The 16,934-nt window shown below is 65.2% G+C and carries 19 protein-coding genes and 6 pseudogenes; 11 read left to right on the top strand and 14 right to left on the bottom strand.

The annotated features are described in order from the left end of the window. Positions 1–78 precede the first annotated feature (78 nt). Complete coding sequence (locus GNX96_RS53665; RefSeq protein ID WP_279580978.1) at positions 79–498, top strand: 2-dehydropantoate 2-reductase N-terminal domain-containing protein; 420 nt, start codon at positions 79–81, stop codon at positions 496–498. Further along, on the top strand, positions 474–911 hold the full coding sequence (locus GNX96_RS53660; protein WP_279580977.1) for a ketopantoate reductase C-terminal domain-containing protein: 438 nt from the start codon (positions 474–476) through the stop codon (positions 909–911). Before GNX96_RS53665 ends, GNX96_RS53660 begins: the two co-directional genes overlap by 25 nt. A gap of 35 nt (positions 912–946) precedes the next feature. On the opposite strand, the gene GNX96_RS64300 is transcribed toward GNX96_RS53660, so the two are convergent. The 7 genes from GNX96_RS64300 to GNX96_RS53650 all read right to left on the bottom strand — a co-directional run bounded on the left by GNX96_RS64300 (position 947) and on the right by GNX96_RS53650 (position 4,308). After that, entirely contained in the window at positions 947–1,267 is a 321-nt protein-coding gene (locus tag GNX96_RS64300) for a transposase (protein ID WP_390624090.1), read from the bottom strand. Then, positions 1,264–1,452 carry a hypothetical protein gene (locus GNX96_RS64295; RefSeq protein ID WP_390624089.1) on the bottom strand — a complete coding sequence of 63 codons (189 nt, stop codon included), beginning with the start codon at positions 1,450–1,452 and terminating at the stop codon, positions 1,264–1,266. The genes GNX96_RS64300 and GNX96_RS64295 overlap by 4 nt, the downstream gene beginning before the upstream one ends. Then, positions 1,449–1,835: a hypothetical protein gene (locus GNX96_RS64290; protein ID WP_390624088.1), complete on the bottom strand. Its 387-nt coding sequence runs from the start codon at positions 1,833–1,835 to the stop codon at positions 1,449–1,451. Before GNX96_RS64290 ends, GNX96_RS64295 begins: the two co-directional genes overlap by 4 nt. Before the next feature lie 220 nt (positions 1,836–2,055). Next, positions 2,056–3,297 (bottom strand): HNH endonuclease, encoded by a 1,242-nt coding sequence (locus tag GNX96_RS20730; protein ID WP_163569351.1) that lies wholly within the window; start codon positions 3,295–3,297, stop codon positions 2,056–2,058. A gap of 48 nt (positions 3,298–3,345) precedes the next feature. Further along, positions 3,346–3,765, bottom strand: a complete 420-nt coding sequence (locus GNX96_RS53655) for a thioesterase family protein (RefSeq protein WP_279580976.1) — start codon at positions 3,763–3,765, stop codon at positions 3,346–3,348. Next, the gene (locus GNX96_RS64285) at positions 3,705–4,016 is read right to left on the bottom strand and encodes a hypothetical protein (protein ID WP_390624087.1); all 312 of its coding nucleotides are present in this window, start codon (positions 4,014–4,016) and stop codon (positions 3,705–3,707) included. Before GNX96_RS64285 ends, GNX96_RS53655 begins: the two co-directional genes overlap by 61 nt. Continuing rightward, positions 3,940–4,308: an acyl-CoA thioesterase domain-containing protein gene (locus GNX96_RS53650; RefSeq protein ID WP_279580975.1), complete on the bottom strand. Its 369-nt coding sequence runs from the start codon at positions 4,306–4,308 to the stop codon at positions 3,940–3,942. Before GNX96_RS53650 ends, GNX96_RS64285 begins: the two co-directional genes overlap by 77 nt. Positions 4,309–4,418: 110 nt before the next feature. On the opposite strand from GNX96_RS53650, the gene GNX96_RS20720 reads away from it, so the two are divergent. From GNX96_RS20720 to GNX96_RS53630, 8 genes and pseudogenes are all read left to right on the top strand, one after another. Further along, positions 4,419–5,213 (top strand): SDR family NAD(P)-dependent oxidoreductase, encoded by a 795-nt coding sequence (locus GNX96_RS20720; protein ID WP_163569350.1) that lies wholly within the window; start codon positions 4,419–4,421, stop codon positions 5,211–5,213. Between the two features lie 205 nt (positions 5,214–5,418). Next, positions 5,419–5,955, top strand: a pseudogene (locus GNX96_RS53645) (amidase family protein); the annotation flags it as partial. Positions 5,956–6,022: 67 nt separating this feature from the next. After that, positions 6,023–6,919 (top strand): amidase family protein, encoded by an 897-nt coding sequence (locus tag GNX96_RS53640; RefSeq protein ID WP_313885727.1) that lies wholly within the window; start codon positions 6,023–6,025, stop codon positions 6,917–6,919. Positions 6,920–7,003: 84 nt separating this feature from the next. Further along, positions 7,004–8,131, top strand: a pseudogene (locus tag GNX96_RS20710) (thiolase family protein). 96 nt (positions 8,132–8,227) lie between these two features. Further along, on the top strand, positions 8,228–9,610 hold the full coding sequence (locus tag GNX96_RS20705; protein WP_163569349.1) for an FAD-dependent monooxygenase: 1,383 nt from the start codon (positions 8,228–8,230) through the stop codon (positions 9,608–9,610). Then, positions 9,585–9,656, top strand: a complete 72-nt coding sequence (locus GNX96_RS64280; RefSeq protein WP_390624097.1) for a hypothetical protein — start codon at positions 9,585–9,587, stop codon at positions 9,654–9,656. Before GNX96_RS20705 ends, GNX96_RS64280 begins: the two co-directional genes overlap by 26 nt. 37 nt (positions 9,657–9,693) lie before the next feature. After that, entirely contained in the window at positions 9,694–10,110 is a 417-nt protein-coding gene (locus GNX96_RS53635; RefSeq protein WP_279580973.1) for a hypothetical protein, read from the top strand. A 1-nt stretch (position 10,111) separates the two neighbouring features. Next, entirely contained in the window at positions 10,112–10,522 is a 411-nt protein-coding gene (locus tag GNX96_RS53630) for a hypothetical protein (protein WP_279580972.1), read from the top strand. Here GNX96_RS53630 and GNX96_RS20695 read toward each other — a convergent pair. Further along, positions 10,494–11,315, bottom strand: coding sequence for an LLM class flavin-dependent oxidoreductase (locus GNX96_RS20695; protein ID WP_163569348.1), 822 nt, complete (start codon positions 11,313–11,315; stop codon positions 10,494–10,496). The two genes, GNX96_RS53630 and GNX96_RS20695, sit on opposite strands and share 29 nt — an antisense overlap. Positions 11,316–11,394: 79 nt before the next feature. Here GNX96_RS20695 and GNX96_RS20690 point away from each other — a divergent pair. Further along, positions 11,395–12,555 (top strand): annotated as a pseudogene (locus tag GNX96_RS20690) (MalY/PatB family protein). Here the strand turns inward: GNX96_RS20690 and GNX96_RS53625 are convergent. The 6 genes and pseudogenes from GNX96_RS53625 to GNX96_RS64265 form a co-directional block, all read right to left on the bottom strand. Then, positions 12,534–12,830, bottom strand: coding sequence for a cyclase family protein (locus tag GNX96_RS53625; protein WP_279580971.1), 297 nt, complete (start codon positions 12,828–12,830; stop codon positions 12,534–12,536). The pseudogene GNX96_RS20690 and the gene GNX96_RS53625 sit on opposite strands and share 22 nt — an antisense overlap. Beyond that, positions 12,788–13,189: a cyclase family protein gene (locus GNX96_RS53620; protein WP_279580970.1), complete on the bottom strand. Its 402-nt coding sequence runs from the start codon at positions 13,187–13,189 to the stop codon at positions 12,788–12,790. The genes GNX96_RS53625 and GNX96_RS53620 overlap by 43 nt, the downstream gene beginning before the upstream one ends. Before the next feature lies 1 nt (position 13,190). Next, positions 13,191–13,929: pseudogene (locus GNX96_RS20680) on the bottom strand (polyprenol monophosphomannose synthase). Positions 13,930–14,040: 111 nt separating this feature from the next. After that, positions 14,041–14,661 carry a thiolase C-terminal domain-containing protein gene (locus GNX96_RS64275; protein ID WP_390624086.1) on the bottom strand — a complete coding sequence of 207 codons (621 nt, stop codon included), beginning with the start codon at positions 14,659–14,661 and terminating at the stop codon, positions 14,041–14,043. 103 nt (positions 14,662–14,764) lie between these two features. Next, positions 14,765–15,262: pseudogene (locus GNX96_RS64270) on the bottom strand (thiolase family protein); the annotation flags it as partial. Next, positions 15,259–15,545: pseudogene (locus tag GNX96_RS64265) on the bottom strand (AMP-binding enzyme). The pseudogenes GNX96_RS64270 and GNX96_RS64265, both read right to left, overlap by 4 nt. Positions 15,546–16,934 lie beyond the last annotated feature (1,389 nt).

Raw genomic sequence — 16,934 nt, 5'->3', positions numbered from 1 at the left:
GCGGATTCTGGTGGTAGGCGCCGGTGCGACCGGTGGGTTCTTCGGCGGTCGGCTCGCCGCGGCGGGACGGGACGGGACGTGACGTTCCTGGTACGGGCGGCTCGCGCGCGTACTCTGCATGGCCGCGGCCTGCGGATCACCGGCCTCGGCGAGGACACGGTGGTGACGCCGCGGCTGGTGCTGGCGGGCGAGATCGACGGCCCGTACGACCTGGTGCTGGTTTCGGTGAAAGCGACCGCGCTTGACGCGGCGATAGCGGACATGTACCCGGCGGTTGGGCCGGACACGCTGATCATCCCGTTTCTGAACGGCATGAGGCATATCGATGCGCTCGTCGCGGCGTTTGGCGAGGATGCGGTTCTGGGCGGTGTCGCGAAAGTCGCGACCAGCATCAGCCCGGATGGTGACATTGTCCGGCTGGCAGACCTGCAGAGCCTGGAATACGGCGCACGCGCGAGCCGGCACCGGCGCGATTGGCGGACGTACACAAGGAACTGAGCGGCGCTGGCTTTCCGACCGGGTTGTCGAAAACCATTAATGCCGACATGTGGGCGAAATGGGCATTCATCGCAGCTGCGGGCGCGGTGACCGGCCTGCCGCGGGGAACTGTGGGCGACGTGGTGGCAGCACCTGGCGGGATCGATTTCGTCGAAGCCGTCATCGCTGAATGTTTCGCGATAACGGCCGTCGCCGGCTATCCGGCCGATCCCGCCTTTGCCCGTACGATGCTGACCCAGGCCGGCTCGTCCTTCACGTCATCGCTTTATCGCGACCTGGTTGACGGCAATTCGATTGAGGTCGAGGCTATTTTCGGAGACCTTGTCGAACGTGCGCGCGGGCTCGGAGTTTCAGTGCCAGTGCTGGAAATGACCACGTTGACTCTGCGCGTCTATCAAGGCCGGCATCTCTAGATGACCTATTCCGAGGGTTCAGTGGTCGTATGCGATCAGAGATATCGTTTGATGGGTTGTGCGGCCTTGTCGTTGTGCCAGATTGCGGTGGTGAGGGCCAGGATGCGTTGTAGGACTCGCACGATCACCCCGTTGGGGGTGTGGCCGCGGTGTCGTTCCAGGTCAAGCTGGCCTTTGAGGGTCTGGTTGATCGATTCGACAGTTTGGCGTAGGGGGCTGAACCGGCTCGTTCGGGTTCGCCTTTGCGCGCGGGACATAGCAGGCGCAGCCCTGCTTGGCTGAGCAGGATGTCGAAATTCGGTGCCGAAGTAGTTCTTGTCCCCGATCAGGGTCTGGTTGGGGCGATCGGCGGTCAAGGTGGGTCGAGATGGAAGATCTCCAGCAGGGGTTGGCGTTCGTCGGCCTTCGCGCCGGTCAACGCGAATCCGACCGGTAAACCGCCCAGGGTGCACGCCAGATGCAAGCACAGTCCCCAAAAGTAGCGCGAATGTGAGGCGCAGTAGCCGTACTCGGCCCATCCAGCCAGGTCCGAGCGCTTCACCGTTCCTTCGAGCGTCCGCATTCCACCGGGGTGGAGTCCACGACCCACGCGTCATCAGTCCACAGCGTGGTGTCCATGGACAACACGCGGATCGCCGACCTGATCAGCTCGGCTGCCGCGCGGAGCCGCTTGTTGTAGCCAGACTGCTGAGGCAGGTACCGGAACAGATGCCTCATGTGGGCTCGGGCAAAACGCAACCATCGGGATTCGGAGGTGAACCCACGCAAAGCTTGGATAACTGCCAGAGTGACCAGTTCGGCATCGCTGAGCTTGGGAGCAATACCAACCACAGGACGCCAAGGCGCCAGGTCAGGGGACTCTTTGAGCAGGTCATCGACCTTGACATAGAGTGTGGTCGCGACGGTGTCCAGGTTGTTCGTCACAAAACGATCATGGACACCCTCGCTTCACGTCCGCACGGCGCCACCCCTTGGAATAGATCATCTAGTGGTCGGTCTGCTATTTGGCACGGTGGCTCCGGCGCTCAGAAGCCGTCTGGCCGCACCAGGGAACGGCCCCATACAACAAAGGTGTGAAGGCGATGGCTCGTCTGCAGGGTTGTGGGCCGCCGGGCGTGGTGGTGCCCGGCGGCCAGGTAGATGTTTATGCGGCGAGCTGGTTAATGCCGCGGATGGGTCTTCGTTCGCGGTCAACGTACGCGGGCGGTAGGAATTCAACAATTCCGTCAACAATGCGTACGTCCCAGCCGCCGTGGTGCACCAAACGATGGCACCGGTCGCACAGGAGCACGCAATTGTCAAGGCAAGTATGCCCACCATCGGCCCAGTGCTGCACGTGGTGCCCCCGTGTCCAGCGGGGTGGTCGGCCGCATCTGGCGCAGCCTTTGTCTCGTGCTATCAAGGCTTTGCGTAGGGCTGGTGTGATGAGTCGTTCGTTGCGTCCGACGTCCAGCGGTACGCTGTCGCTGCCCAGCATGATCGGGATGATGTCCGCGTCGCACGCGAGCCGGCGGACGCCTTCGGGGGAGATGGGTGCGCCGCTGTGTGGGTAGGCGACTCCGAGGCGGTCTCGGAGCATGTCCCAGTTGATGGTGATGGTGAGATGTGGCCGCTCGGCGCCCTGGGTGGGGAGTTTCCCGGAGTCCGCGATCAGATTCAACGCTTCCGCGAGCGCGTCCCCGTTGCGCTCAGACACTGACCGCTGATCAGGGGTACCGTTCTCAGCGGGCCGTGGTTTGGCCAGTGGGCTGAGGATCTCGCTGAACAGGGTGCCGGTTTCACTGTCGAAGGAGCCGGTGAAGTTGAGGCGTCCGTCTGTGCCGGTGTGGAGGGATAGTTCGCGGCGTGGTGTCTCGTTTTCGTGTTCGGAGGGCGCGGGTCCGTCGGGGTCCAGGTGGTCGTGGATGCGCCTGCCGACTTTGGCTAGGCCGGGTGCGGCGTACCGTTTCGCGTGCTCCACCAGGGACGCTTCAGCTTCCTCACGGTCTTTGATGTTTACCCTGGCCGGGAGCCTGGTCACGACCCCAACAATGGTGTCGATTTGGGAGTCGGCGAGCTCCCCGCGGCGCATCGCCTCACTGGCGAAACTGAGTGTGGGTGCGAGTGTTTCGCCGGTGAGGGCTTGGCTGGGGCACAGGTTCAGGGCTCGTTTGTAGCGTCGGGATGCCTCTGTGGGGGACAGTCGAAGGAGGTCTTGCAGCATGCCCAGGGTGTTGCGGTGCCCGAGCGTCTTGCCGACGTTTCCCCGGTGGATCGCCGCGACAATGTCCAACACCTCGACCTGCAGCAGCCGGACCGCTTTTTCTTTCTCCTGCAGCAACTCACCCAACTCGTCCGGGTCACACCTCCAGAGCTCTGGAGCAGTGAGGTCATCGCCGGCGGCCATGACACTAATTCTACCGCTGCTACCGACAGTTTGATGGCGTACGGGCAATCAGGAAATGGATACTTTCACAATAACCCCAACGAAACATAGAGCGCGCGCGTTCAAGTCTTTGCGGGCGAGAGTGTTGGGATGGCGGCGCGGTTGCTCCTGTGACTGACTGCTGTGAAACTTGAGAAGATTCCCACCAGCAAATATCGCCAAATTCAGAAGCGACGCGCTGCTAGTCCCAGTTCTTGCGGGAGATAATGAGCCGGCTTTGTCGCGCGCCAGCGCCAGAACAGTGCCGTCCGCGGACCAGACCGTGCTGTCGTCGATCGCCCATCCGTCGCCGGCGTCCCGGGTTTCGATGCGTACCAACGCCCATCCGTCGGCTGGGCCGGCGTCCAGCGCTGATCCGAAGTGGACGGTCAGCTCGGCGGACGGCACCGGGCTGGCCTCGGTCCAGACCGCGAACAGCGCCGGCGGCAAAAAATGTCAGTCAGGATGGCGATCGCCGCCGCGTCCAGCGGTCGGTCGTCGAGAAAACGCACCCAACCGGTCAGCTCAGCGACCTCGCCGCCGAGGAATGGTCGCGAGGGGGTGGCGGCGCGGACCTCGACGTGCTGTGCGAATGGCGCGAGGTCGGGCCGATAAATGACCGGCTCACTGTCTTGGGGACCTGGCACGTCCGGGGGCGGGCTGCCGGCGTGGCTCGGCCCGCGGCGTACCGCCCCGAACATGGCCGACCCCAGCATCGCCGTCGTTTTTGCCTTGAGTCGCCTGAAAAGTGACGATCGAGCTGCCACGCCCGACCCGCTGCACAGCCGGCTCGATCGACAGGGCGCGCTCGTCGACACTGGCCAGATAATGGGTAGTCAGTGACCGGACTGGTTGCTCGTACGCGGCCGCCGTGCGGCGCGCGGACTCCATCGCCCGCAGGCCGAGGCTGGCCAGCAGCCCGCCGTGAGCGCCGGCCGCGGACCACCAGGACCGGTCGATCGTGACCGAACCGTCCAGCCGGGTCGCCACCATTTGGCTCCTCCTCCCACCGCACGCCATCGTAACCAGGTCAGTTGTCGTATCAAACCGATGTGACATGTGAGACTGTGGGAGCAAACCGGTCGAAAGGATGGCAACGGCATATGCACCTGGATCTTACTGGCAAGACTGCCCTGGTCACCGGCTCGACGCAGGGCATCGGCGCGGCGATCGCCGCCGGCCTCGCGCGCGCCGGAGCGAAGGTCGCGATCAACGGTCGCAAACCGGAGACCGTCGAATCGTCCGCGCAGGCTTTACGCGACGAGGTCGATGGCGCCGAGGTGATCGCCGCGCCCGGTGACGTAGCCACCGCGGAGGGCGCCGCGGCGGTCGCGGCCACGGTGCCTGTAGTTGATATTCTGGTTAACAACCTTGGAATTTTCGGTGCCGTTCCGGCCCTTGAAATCAGCGATGACGAGTGGCGTCGCTATTTCGAGGTGAACGTGTTGGCTTCGGTACGATTGATCCGTACGTACCTGCCGGACATGGTTTCGCGCGGCTGGGGCCGGATCCTGAATGTCGCCAGCGACTCGGCGGTTGTCATCCCGATCGAGATGATTCATTACGGGACAACAAAAACCGCGCTGCTCGCGGTCACCCGCGGTTTCGCCAAGGAAGCCGCCGGCAGTGGCGTGACAGTGAATTCGGTGATCGCCGGTCCGACCCACACTGGCGGCGTCGAGGATTTCGTCTACGAGCTGGTCGATCGATCGCTGCCATGGGATGAGGCACAGCGTGAATTCATGCGCAAACACCGGCCGCAATCGCTGTTGCAACGACTGATCGAGCCCGCGGAGATCGCGAATCTGGTCGTCTATCTCAGCTCGCACCAAGCTTCCGCGACGACCGGTGGAGCCGTACGGGTAGATGGCGGCTACGTCGACTCCATCCTGCCGTAGCCGCCGAGCGCGGCTTTTGGGACGCCGACGAGATTGTCGTCGATCTGCACGTCGGAAGCGTCGGAAGTGTCGGTGCAGCGTTGCTGGCACACGCTGAAACCGGCCCTTCGTTGCTTCTACCGGCTCAGTAGGCAATTGAGACATCCATCCCGTTGCGCGAAAAAGTATTTTATGGCCTCGACGGCCGGCCGCTAGCGTCGGATTCATGGAATGGAATTATCAGTCAGCCGAAGAACTCGCGGCCGCATTGTGTGCCGGTGACGTAACCTCTGTGGAACTGACCGACCAAGCGATCGCCCGTATCGAGCGGGACGACAAGGTGATCAACGCGATCTGTGTGCGGACCTTCGGCCGTGCGCGGGCCGCCGCACAGCGTGCCGATCAGGCGCGCGACCGCGGCGAGGACCGGCCGCTCCTGGGCATACCGGTGACGGTCAAAGAGTGCTACAACATCGCCGGGCTGCCCACGACCTGGGGCATGCCGATGCACCGGAACTATATGCCGGCCGAGGACGCTCTTCAGGTGTCGCGCCTGGAGGCTGCGGGCGCGGTGGTGCTCGGCAAGACCAATGTGCCGTTGGGCCTGCAAGATATCCAGAGTTTCAACGAAATCTACGGCACCACCAACAATCCATGGGATCACAGTCGTACGTCGGGCGGATCCTCCGGTGGGTCGGCGGCGGCCCTTGCGGCCGGGTTCGGTGCGCTGTCCATCGGCTCCGACCTCGCCAGTTCGCTGCGTACCCCCGCGCACTTTTGCGGCATCTACGCACACAAGCCGACAGTCGGGCTGGTGCCCGCCCCGCGGAATGGTCCCGCCGCCCGCGCCGGCGTTGCCGGTCGACCTCGACCTCGCCGTCGCCGGCCCGATGGCGCGCACCGCCCGCGACCTCGCGCTCCTGCTGGACGTCATGGCCGGCCCGGACCCGCTGACCCACGGCATCGCGTACGACCTGACGCTTCCGCCCGCGCGCCACCAGCGGCTCGCTGACTTCCGGGTCTTGGTCCTGGACGCGCATCCGCTCATCGCGACCGGGTCCGCTGTGCGGGCGGGCGTGAACCGGGTGGCCGACGCGCTGGTCGACGGCGGAGCCCGCGTCGAACGGCACAGTCACCTGCTGCCCGATCTCACCGAAGCTGCGACGCTCTACACGCAGATGCTGTTTTTTTCGAGTTCGGCTGCGCGTTTTCCCGTCGAATCGTACGAGCAGCTGCGCACCCGTGCCGCCGGGCTGAGCCCGGATGACCAGAGTCTCGATGCGGCGCGGCTGCGCGGAATGGTGCTCAGTCACCTCGACTGGATCGAGGCGACCAATCGTCGCGAACTGCACCGCCACGGCTGGCGTCAGCTCTTCGCCGAGTTCGACGCCGTGGTGTGTCCGATCACGCCGACTCCCGCGTTCCCGCACGACCACAACCCGCAGCTGCTGGAACGCCGGATCGACATCGACGGCGCCGAATACCCGTACTTCGACCAGCTCGTCTGGGCCGGTCTGGCCACCTTGTCCGGCCTGCCCGCCACCGCCATACCGGCCGGCCGGTCCCCTGCGGGCCTGCCGGTGGGAGTGCAGCTCATCGGCCCGATGTTCGAGGATCGCACGCCGCTGCGGCTGGCCGAACTACTGGAGCAGAGGATCGGCGGCTTCCAGTCCCCGGATGGGTGGCCGCTGCGACAAGAGGGTTGTAAAATCCAACTTACGAGCTGAGGAGGATGCGGTCATGACAGATGCGGTGATCGTCGACGACGCGCGGTCCGGACACCGGTCGGCAAGGGTAAGCCCGGCGGGGCGCTGTCCGGGTGCACCCGGTGGAGCTGCACGCGCACGCGATCCGATCGCTGGTGGAGCGCACCGGGATCGATCCGGCGCTGGTCGACGACGTGATCAGCGGTGCCGTCGGGCAGGTCGGCGAGCAGAGCATGAACACGGCGCGATGGGCGGCACTCGCGGCCGGGTTGCCCGAGTCGGTGCCAGGCGTGACTGTCGACCGGCAATGTGGCAGCAGCCAGCAGGCCATCCATTTTGCCGCCCAGGGCGTGATAAGCGGTGCGTACGACATGGTGATCGCGTCCGGCGTGGAGTCGATGAGCCGGGTGCCGATGGGCAGCCAGCTGGCCGGCCGGGATCCGTTCGGCCCCAGTGTCGTCGCGCGCTATCCGGAAGGACTGGTGCCACAGGGGATCAGTGCCGAGCTGATCGCGGCCCGCTGGGACCTTTCCCGCGAGGAATTGGACGTGTTTGCCGCGCAGAGCCACGCAAAAGCGGCGGCGGCCTGGGCTGATGGCCGGTTCGCCGCGGCGAGGTCGTGCCGCTCAAGGTGCCTGGTCCGGATGGTTCGCTCATCGAGGTCTCACGTGATGAGTCCGTACGTCCGACAACCACTCCCGAAGTGCTGTCCGGACTGAAGCCGGCCTTTTATGCGGATTCATGGGCGGCCCGTTTCCCGCACATTGGCTGGAAAGTGACGGCTGGAAATGCGTCGCCGATCAATGACGGTGCGGCCGCCGTGCTGATCACGTCGAGCGAACCCGCTCGGCGGCTGGGATTGCGGCCGCGGGCTCGGCTGCATTCCTTCGCGGTGCTCGGCGATGACCCACTTTACATGCTGACGGCAATCATTCCGGCCACCGCCAAGGTGTTGGCTCGCGGTGGTCTTTCGCTGTCGGACATCGATGCTTTCGAGGTGAACGAGGCTTTCGCGAGTGTGGTGTTGGCCTGGCAGAAGGAAACCGGCGCGGACCTCGCGAAGTCAACATCAATGGTGGTGCGACCTCGATCGGCCACCCGCTTGGTGGCAGCGGCGCCCGGCTGATGACGACTTTGCTGTCAGTGCTGGAACAGAACGGTGGTCGCTATGGCCTGCAGGTGATGTGTGAGGCCGGTGGCATCGCCAACGCGACTATTGTCGAGCGTCTTTAGCGCAGTGGGCCGCCACAGACCCAGCGCGAAAGCGGCGAGCGCGAGCAGCCCGTCATGATAACGTCAATCGTCTCAGTTAGACGTTACGGGGGTCAGATGCGGTTGCCGTCCACCACGCCAGTGCTCGTTGTCGGCGGCGGACCTGTCGGTTTGACCCTGTCGATTCTGTTGTCCGCGCAGGGCGTTGATCACCTGCTGGTGGAAGCTCGCACCGGCTCGTCTCGGCACCCCAAAGCGCGGGGCATCTCGGCTCGGTCGATGGAGATATTTCGCCGCTGCGAGATAGCTGACGACGTACGGGATGCCGGCCTGTCGGCGTCGTCGGTTTTCTTCTTTCGCGGCAAAAGTCTGGTTGACCCGGACTTCACTCGAACCGGCGTCGCCGCGGCTGAAGGTCCTGCGGTCACACCCACCCCCGGACTGATCTGCTCCCAGGATGTGCTCGAGCCACTGCTCGCGAGGCGGGCCGGCGACCGCGTACGTTTCGGTGTGCGGCTGGAGTCGTATGACCAGGACGGCGACGGGATTGACGCGGTTTTGCGTGACGTACGAACGGGAGAAACGCATTCGGTGCGGACGAGCTGGCTGGTCGGTTGTGACGGCGCGGCCAGTGTGGTGCGGGCCGGTGCTGGGATCACCATGTCCGGACCGACCGGGCTCGGGCATTTCCTGAGCGTACGTTTCGAAGCCCCGCTGGGTAAGGTCGTCGCCGACCGGGCCAGCGCCTCGTATTTCATCGCCGCTGGCGGCGGTTTTCTCGCCGTCGACAACGACCGCCAGTGGATTTACCAGTATCCGTCGGAGAAAAACCTCAGCGCCGAACGCTGCACCGAGCTTGTCCGTACGGCGGCGGGCATCGATGACCTGCCGGTGACCGTCCAGGACACCATGGTGTGGCGGATGGATGCGCAGCTCGCGGACGCGTACCGGTCGGGCCGGGTCTTGCTGGCCGGCGATGCCGCGCACACCATCCCGCCGACCGGTGGCCACGGCATGAACACCGGCATTGGCGACGCGGACAACCTCGGGTGGAAACTAGCCGCGGTCGTCAATGGCGATGCCACCGAGCGTTTACTTGACACGTACGAACAAGAGCGCCGGCCGATCGCGCGCCAGGTCATCGACATCTCCAGTGATAACGCCCGAGCTCGTGGTGGCTATCAGATTGACGATCAGCTGCTGCTCAGCGCGGTTTACGGCTCGTTCGCCGCAGGTTGCGACGATCCAACCGGCCTTGATGCGGCTGGCTATCGCCCTTGCGCGTTGCCCGGCCGTCGCCTGCCGCACATGGAACTAGCGGATGGTCGGTCTACATTGGACTTGGTAGGGCCCGGTTTTGCCCTTCTGTGCAACCAGGAATGGTTTGGCGCGCGCCAAGTGGCGGTGCATGACGTGGAAGGACTCTACGGTCTGCCGGCGGGGGCGGGCTCTGCTCGTACGTCCAGATGGCTATATCTGTTGGCGTACGGACAAAGGTGATTCCGCGGCTCTTCCGGATGTTCTCGCGAGAGTCCTCGGTGGATAGTCTGCCGTCGCCTGTGAAAGAGCTCAGCGATGCGCGAATGGCTGACGCGGGTCTGCGGTTGTTGGTCAAGCGAGACGACCTGATCCATCCGGAGATGCCCGGCAACAAATGGCGGAAGTTGAAATACAACCTGGCCTTCGCCAGGTCGTCCGGAGCAACCACCCTCCTGACTTTTGGCGGCGCGTATTCCAATCACCTCGGGGCTACCGCGGCCGCTGGTGCGTATTTCGGGTTCGGCACGATCGGGGTGGTGCGTGGCGAGGAGCATTTGCCGCTGAATCCGCACCTACGTGCCGGTGGAGCACGGGATGCGCTTGACATATATGGACCGGAAGACGACGTACCGCGAGAAGACGCGAGCGACCGTGATCGATGCGCTCCACTGCGAGTTTGGACAGTTTTATCTCCTCCCAGAAGGCGGAAGCAACGCCCTGGCGGTACGCGGATGTGCTGAGTTGCCAGCCGAGATCGAGGAAGATTTCGACGTGATCTGTTGTGCCTGCGGCACCGGCGGCACGCTGGCCGGGATAGCGGCCGGATTGCCGCCGGGACGGCGGGCCTTGGGTTTCTCGGTGCTCAAAGGTGGTCAGTTCCTTGACGCCGCGGTGCGAGAACTGCAGAGCGGCGACAGCGGGAACTGGCGCATCGAGACGGAATTTCATTTCGGCGGCTTTGCCAAGCGCACCGCGGAGTTGGACGGTTTCATCGACGATTTCGAGCGCCAGCACGGGATCCGGCTTGAGTGGGTTTATGAAGCCAAGATGATGTACGGCATTTTCGCGCTGGCCCAGCGCGCGAATGCAAACCGGGAACAACAATCGTCGCAGTCATCAACGCCTAGAAACGGGGCGGACCGGCGTCGATGACTGTGAGGGTCAGGTCCAGCGGGTCGTAGTGGACGAACGATTCGGCCCACCAGGTCATGCCGGCGTCAGCCAACGGGCGTAGGTCGGGGACAGTGGGGTTTTCCCAGGCAGGGCTGGCATTTCCGGCTAGTACGACGTCGAACGGGCGGTCGTTCACGGCCAGCACAGCGAGAGCTCGCCGCACTTCTTCGGGAGTGACTGTCAGGTTCTCGCCCAGAAGAAAGACACCGTCGTGGCGTACGGCGCGGGCGGCTGAGCCCAGGCCGGGGAGCGTGCCGGCGACCCAAATCGGAATGCGATGCGGTTCCGGGTGAGTTTGCGGGAGGTCAGCGCAAAAATGAGTCCCGGCGTGGACGTACGGCTGACCGCTCCAGAGCGCCTGGATAATCGACAGTGCCTCGTCGGCCATTGCGGCGCGGCCGCCGGCGAGGCCTGTCGGCTCACCGAAACGAGTGAAGTCGCCGTACTCGTCGGCGCCGAGGCCCACCCCGAGGACACAACGGCCGCCGGACAGCCGGCTGAGCGTGCCGGCTTGGCGGGCCACCACGGCCGGGCGGTGCCGGGGCAGCGGACTGACCATGGTGCCGAGCAGGACGCGGGAGGTGGCGGCGGCCATCGCGCCGAGGGCGACCCATGGATCGGTCACCTCGACCGGTCCGTCGGCCAGGACGTGGTCCCACAGGAACACGCCGTCCCAGCCGGCAGCCTCGGCCCGGCGGGCCACCTCGACCAGGGCGTTCGGGTCGGCGAGCGGGCCGAAGGGCGGCAGGTAGACAGCGAACTTGGTTGGCATGGGCAGACGCTAACCCGGCAATTCGCGGCGCCGTGAATTGGGCCCCCACCATGGACGGATCGGCCCGCGGAACCTAAGAATGGGAGACATGGAGAACCCACTGACCCAGCTGTCCTTGACTGACCTGCGTCGCCGAACCAGCGAGAAATGGCGCAGTTATCCCGCTGACGTGCTGCCGCTTTTCGTGGCCGAGCTGGACGTGCCGCTCGCCGAGCCGGTGGTACGGGCCGTCACCGACGCGATGGCGCTTGGTGACTGTGGTTATCCGTACGGAAATGCGTACGCGGAAGCCCTCGGTGGGTTTGCCCAGAAACGCTGGGGATGGGAAATCGACGTCAGCCGGACGCTGGTGGTGCCGGACGTGATGCTCGGCATCGTCGAGGTCCTCGGTTTGATCACCCAGCCCGGCGATCCGGTGATCGTGAACAGCCCGGTTTACATGCCGTTTTACTGGTTCATCGAGCACGCCGGCCGCCGGGCGGTGGAGGCGCCGCTGGGTGCCGATCACCGCCTCGACCTGGCCGGACTCAACGAGACTTTCAGCCGTCATCCAGGAGCCGCCTTTCTGTTGTGTAATCCACAAAATCCAACTGGCACCGTACATAGTCGCGAGGAACTGACGGAGGTCGCACGGATAGCCCGGGAGCATCGCGTACGCGTCATCGCCGACGAGATCCCACGCGCCGTTGGTGTTGCCCGGCGCCGACTTCGTGCCGTTTTTGAGTGTCCCTGGCTCGGAAAACGCGTTTTCCCTGATGTCCGCGTCCAAAGGCTGGAACCTTGCCGGTCTCAAAGCCGCGGTAGCCATCGCGGGCGCTGAGTCCGCTGCCCAGCTCAACGGCGTTTCCCCGTACGTCACCGATGGCGCCAGCCATGTCGGCGTACAGGCGCACACCGCCGCACTGCGCGATGGCGGCGACTGGCTGGACGCGCTGGTGGCCGGTCTGGACAGCAATCGCCGGCTGCTCGCCGACCAGTTGGCGGACCAACTGCCGACCGTCGCGTACCAGCCGCCGGCGGCGACTTTCCTTGCCTGGCTGGATTGTCGCGAGCTGGGGCTCGGCGACGATCCGGCGGTCACCTTCCTGGAGCGGGGGCGGGTGGCGCTGAACTCCGGCCCGGCTTTCGGCACCGGGGCGGGGCTGGGCACGTACGGCTGAATTTCGCCACTCACCCGGGCATCGTCACCGAGGCGGTGGCCCGGATGGCGACTGCCGTTCAGTCCGGCAGCACCGCGTAGGAACGGACCGAAAAGGAGCCACAACCACGGATCCGTGGCGGCGCGGCATGCAGCCGCGCGCCAGTGGCCGGCAGTTGGTCCAGGCCGGTGAGGTGTTCCAGGATCGGGATGCCGGCGGCCAGCAGGATTGTGTGCGCCGGCCGCTCCTTTCCGGCCATGCCGTCGAGGTTCACGCTGTCGATGCCCACCAGCGCGGCGCCGCGATCGGCCAGCAGCCGCGCCGCCGCCGCGGTCAGGTGTGGCGCGTTTTTTGCGCGTACGCCGGGGTGCCCCAATGCCGGTCCCACCCGGTATGCAGCAGGACGGCTGAGCCTTCGATGTCTTTGATGGGGGCGAGCCCGGCCGGCTCGATCGCGCGTTCGCGGCAGCGTACGACCACTGTCGGTAGGTCCGCGAGCGACGACAGCGGCAGGTTTTCCAGGTCCACGCCGTCGCGATAGCGGTGCGCAGGGCTGTCCACGTACGTGCCGGTGTTGCCGACCATCGAGACCCGGTGAATGACGAATTCGGTGCCGGCCGGGTAGTGGTCGTGCGACTCCTGATAACTGAGATGCGTACCGATCTCCGGCCCCGGCAAGCCGGGGAAAGTCAGCATCCCGGCCGAAATCACGTGGTTGAGTTCCACCAACGCCATGTCAGCGTGACCTGCCGAAAAGCAGTTTCCAGGGCAGTAGAGCCGACTCGATTTGTACGCTCAGCGTCATTTTCGAGGCGCCGTCGGCACGTTCCTCGAACTTGATCGGTGTCTCGGCGATCCGCATGCCACGCCGTACGGTCCGGTAATTCATCTCCACCTGGAACGCATAGCCGTTGCTGCGGATCGACCCGACCTCAATGGCCCGCAGCGTTTCGGCGCGCCAAGCCTTAAAACCGGCGGTCGCGTCCTTGACGTGCAGCCCGCAGGATCGCATTGACGTAGAAATTGGCCCACGCGGACAGTGCCTTGCGATGCCACGCCCATTCGCCGGCCACCGAGCCGCCCGCGACGTAGCGGGAGCCCAGCACGACCGACGCGTCGGTGGTCGCCAGGATCTCCACCATGGTCACGATCACCTGGGCCGGGTGGGAAAGGTCGGCGTCCATCTGGATGACGATGTCCGCACCCTCGTCCAGCGCCTGGGAAATGCCGGCGACATACGCCCTCCCCAGCCCGTTTTTTTTCGCGGTACGGTGCAGAACGCCAACCGACTCCGGCGACTCGAGCGCGAGCTTGTCGGCGATGTCGCCGGTGCCGTCCGGGGAGTTGTCGTCGACCACCAGGACGCGCAGGTTCGGCAGCCGCAGGCCCGCCAGCAGAGCGGCCAGCACCGGCAGGTTGTCGCGCTCGTTGTAGGTCGGCACGACCACCGTGATCCTCGGCGAACTCTCCGGCATGTCTGATTCCTCTTGTGCACTGAGCGGGCGCGGTCAGGTCGCGCCACCGAACGTAGAGTATCCAATCGTGGGCGTACGAGAGTGAACGTGCGCCTTTGCTTGCGCGTCGGGTCAGGCCTCAGCGGTGACGACCAGCGAGACGACGGTGGTGAAGGAGCCGCCGACGTTGACGGTCAGGGCCGTACGAGCGCCGTCGACCTGGGTGGCTTCGGCGGTGCCGGCGACCTGGCGAGCGGCGTCTCTGAGCATCCTTACGCCGGTGGCGCCGACCGGGTGGCCGAGGCCGATCAGCCCGCCGCCGGGGTTGACTGGCAGTGCTCCGCCGGCCGCGGTGGCGCCGCTCAGGATGAGTTCACCGCCCTTGCCCGGCTCGGCCGCGCCGAGGTGCTCCAGCGCCACCAGCCCGGTGATCGTGAAGCAGTCGTGCAGCTCGACAACGTCCACATCGGACACTCCGGCGAGGCCGGCTCGCGCGTACGCGTCGGTGACCGCACCACGCAGGTGCGGGAACAGATATTCCCCGGCGGAAGCCAGTTTTCCGGCCAGCGACAAGGTGGCCGTACGGTGGCCGAAGCCGGTGATCCGCGGCACGGTCTTCAGATCCACGCCCCGCTGGCGCGCGCCACTCGGCGGCGAATCGGGGCGACGCCAACAGAACCGCGGCGGCGCCGTCGGTGATCCGGCCGCAGTCGTTCTTGCGCAGTTGGCCTTCCACCAGCGGGTTGAGCTCATAGTCTGGTCCGAAGGCGGCCGCTGGGAATGACCAGTCGCGGGTCTGCGCGAGCCGATTGCGGCGGGCGTTGGCGAAAGCGTTCGCCGCGAACGCATCCAGCGGCTCGCGGTCCAGGCCGTAGCGCTGGTCGTACGCGTCGGCGACCTCGGCGAACAGCGCTGGCCACGGGAATTTCGCGTCCAGTGCCTCATGGCCGACCCAGGCGGCCGAGCCGAGATGGGACGCCGCGGTCTGGGCATCGGTGTTGCGCATCAACTCAAGTCCGACGACCAGCGCCACGTCGTATCGCCCCGACTCCAGATCGGCGCAGGCTGCCAGCACCGCCGTGCTGCCCGAAGCGCACGCGGCTTCGTGGCGGGTGCTGGGAATGCCGTCCAGTCCCGGCACCGCAGCCACCAGCAGGCCGCCCAGTTGGGCCTGGCCGGTGAAAAGCTCGCCGGCCAGGTTGCCGACATGCGCGACTTGCACGGCCTGTTGGGGAACTTCGGCATCGGCGAGCGCGGCCGGCACGACCTCGGCCAGCATCTCCAGCAGGCCGTTGCCTTCTTTGCCGAAGTTGCGAGCGAAATCGGTCTGCGCGCCACCCAGCACGTACGTCATGTCGCCACCTCTGCTAGCCCCCGCAACTCGCGTTTGAGAACCTTGCCGACGGGGTTGCGGGGGAGCGCGTCCACGATTTCCAGCCGCTCCGGCAGTTTGTACGACGCCACCCGCTGCTCTCGCAGGAAGTTTGTCAGCGATGCCAGCGAAAGCTCGGCGGACAGGACGACGACAGCGCAGACCCGCTCACCAGCACCGGGTCCGGCACGCCGACCACCGCGACCTCGGTCACCGCGGGATGTGCGGCGATCAGGCCCTCCACTTCGGCTGGCGAGATGTTCATGCCGCCGCGGATCACCAGGTCCTTGGCGCGATCGACATACCGCAGGAATTCGTCGCTCTCACCGGCGATCTCGAACACGTCTCCGGTCCGGAACCAGCCGTCCGCGTCGAAGCACGAACGGTCCAGTTCGGTGCCCGGTTTTGCGTTGAGGTAGCCGGCGAAAACCGACGGACCAGCGATCAGCAGCTCGCCAGGCTGCCCAGCCACGGTGACCGCGGCGCCGGTCGTCGGGTCGGCGAGTTTCACGGCCGTACGCGCCGCGACCGGATTATTCCACCGCACTTTCGATGCGTAGTAAGGGAAATAGGTGGCGCGATGGTCCGGGTCGGGCACGTCGTGCGGGTCGGACACCAGCGCGATGCCCTCGTTCGAGCCAAAGAAGTTGATGATCGCACCCATGGTCGCTGGTTGGAATCCCAGCGGCACCGCTGGGGCAACAAAAACTCGTCTGGCCACCGGGCTAGGCGCTCCCTACGTCGCCGCGCATCCGAAGTATGTCCAGCTGCAGAGCAGGGTTTTCGCCTTCGTCCTGCACGACAGTCAACCAGATATATGAGTCGTCATCGGACCGACGATCCGTCCGGGCTGCGGCTCGGTGAAGGTGCCCTATGGTGCCCCATCGTCGGCGACCCGAACGACCACGCTCGTCCTTGCAGCCGGTTACTAGGTTCGTTACTTGACAAGTCCGGCGGACACAGCATCGTCGATGCTCCGGCCGAGATATGCATCAGTGTACTCGAGTACCGGCTTCTGCGCTTCCCGACGTCCGCGGCAATCCACCGTCGGGAACTCGGTGTTCTCGTCGGTCCAACGTGTGTTCGCTCGGGTGCACCGGTACGCAGATTGAAGTCGATAGGCGTGTGAGTTGCGCGCTACCAGTCGCGCATTACGACCACAGCGATTTTCGCCAGTGGTGTCAACGCGTCCGCTCGGTGATGCGGACGAGTGACCCGGCTAGACGTCCAGCACGATTTCCTCTCCGGCCTCCACGCATTCCCCACATGTTAGATATATCAGAGGAATCTGCCTGCGAACCAGCGCACCATGGCATCCCCATTGCAGCAGCTGAGCGCGGAGAACACCAAAGCGGGCGCCGGCGGACCGATAGAAAATGATCTTGTGCCAGGCCCTGCCGAGCCGCCTGCATGTCCTGGATCAGCGGTGCAGATCCAGCAAAAATCCTCGTAGTTCTCGGTGATCGCCCATGTCGTTGCTCAACCGTGCTGGCCGTGCATTCCACATTGGTCACATTGCTGGACTTTTCCCCGTCCGCGCTGACCACCCCTTACCGCATGAAGTGTGCGGCGCGGTGCCGTACGTCGAATCCAGAAAAAGCTCGCTCGTTCCCTCGTCCACACTTCGTATTCCCCATCAGGTCGCCGACCAAGG

Origin of the sequence: Fodinicola feengrottensis, assembly GCF_010993775.1 — a bacterium.
Taxonomy (GTDB): domain Bacteria; phylum Actinomycetota; class Actinomycetes; order Mycobacteriales; family HKI-0501; genus Fodinicola; species Fodinicola feengrottensis.
The sequence above is the reverse complement of the archived record's forward strand: the minus strand, read 5'-3'. Positions and strand labels throughout refer to the sequence as shown.

Coding starts and splice junctions, on each gene's coding strand:
- GNX96_RS53640 (WP_313885727.1), top strand. CDS start 6,023: ATGGTCCCGCCGCCCGCGCCGGCGTTGCCGGTCGACCTCGACCTCGCC.
- GNX96_RS20695 (WP_163569348.1), bottom strand. CDS start 11,315: ATGCCAACCAAGTTCGCTGTCTACCTGCCGCCCTTCGGCCCGCTCGCC.
- GNX96_RS53635 (WP_279580973.1), top strand. CDS start 9,694: ATGGCTGACGCGGGTCTGCGGTTGTTGGTCAAGCGAGACGACCTGATC.
- GNX96_RS64285 (WP_390624087.1), bottom strand. CDS start 4,016: ATGTTCGGGGCGGTACGCCGCGGGCCGAGCCACGCCGGCAGCCCGCCC.
- GNX96_RS20720 (WP_163569350.1), top strand. CDS start 4,419: ATGCACCTGGATCTTACTGGCAAGACTGCCCTGGTCACCGGCTCGACG.
- GNX96_RS64275 (WP_390624086.1), bottom strand. CDS start 14,661: ATGAGCTCAACCCGCTGGTGGAAGGCCAACTGCGCAAGAACGACTGCG.
- GNX96_RS53650 (WP_279580975.1), bottom strand. CDS start 4,308: ATGGTGGCGACCCGGCTGGACGGTTCGGTCACGATCGACCGGTCCTGG.
- GNX96_RS20705 (WP_163569349.1), top strand. CDS start 8,228: ATGCGGTTGCCGTCCACCACGCCAGTGCTCGTTGTCGGCGGCGGACCT.
- GNX96_RS53620 (WP_279580970.1), bottom strand. CDS start 13,189: ATGGCGTTGGTGGAACTCAACCACGTGATTTCGGCCGGGATGCTGACT.
- GNX96_RS20730 (WP_163569351.1), bottom strand. CDS start 3,297: ATGGCCGCCGGCGATGACCTCACTGCTCCAGAGCTCTGGAGGTGTGAC.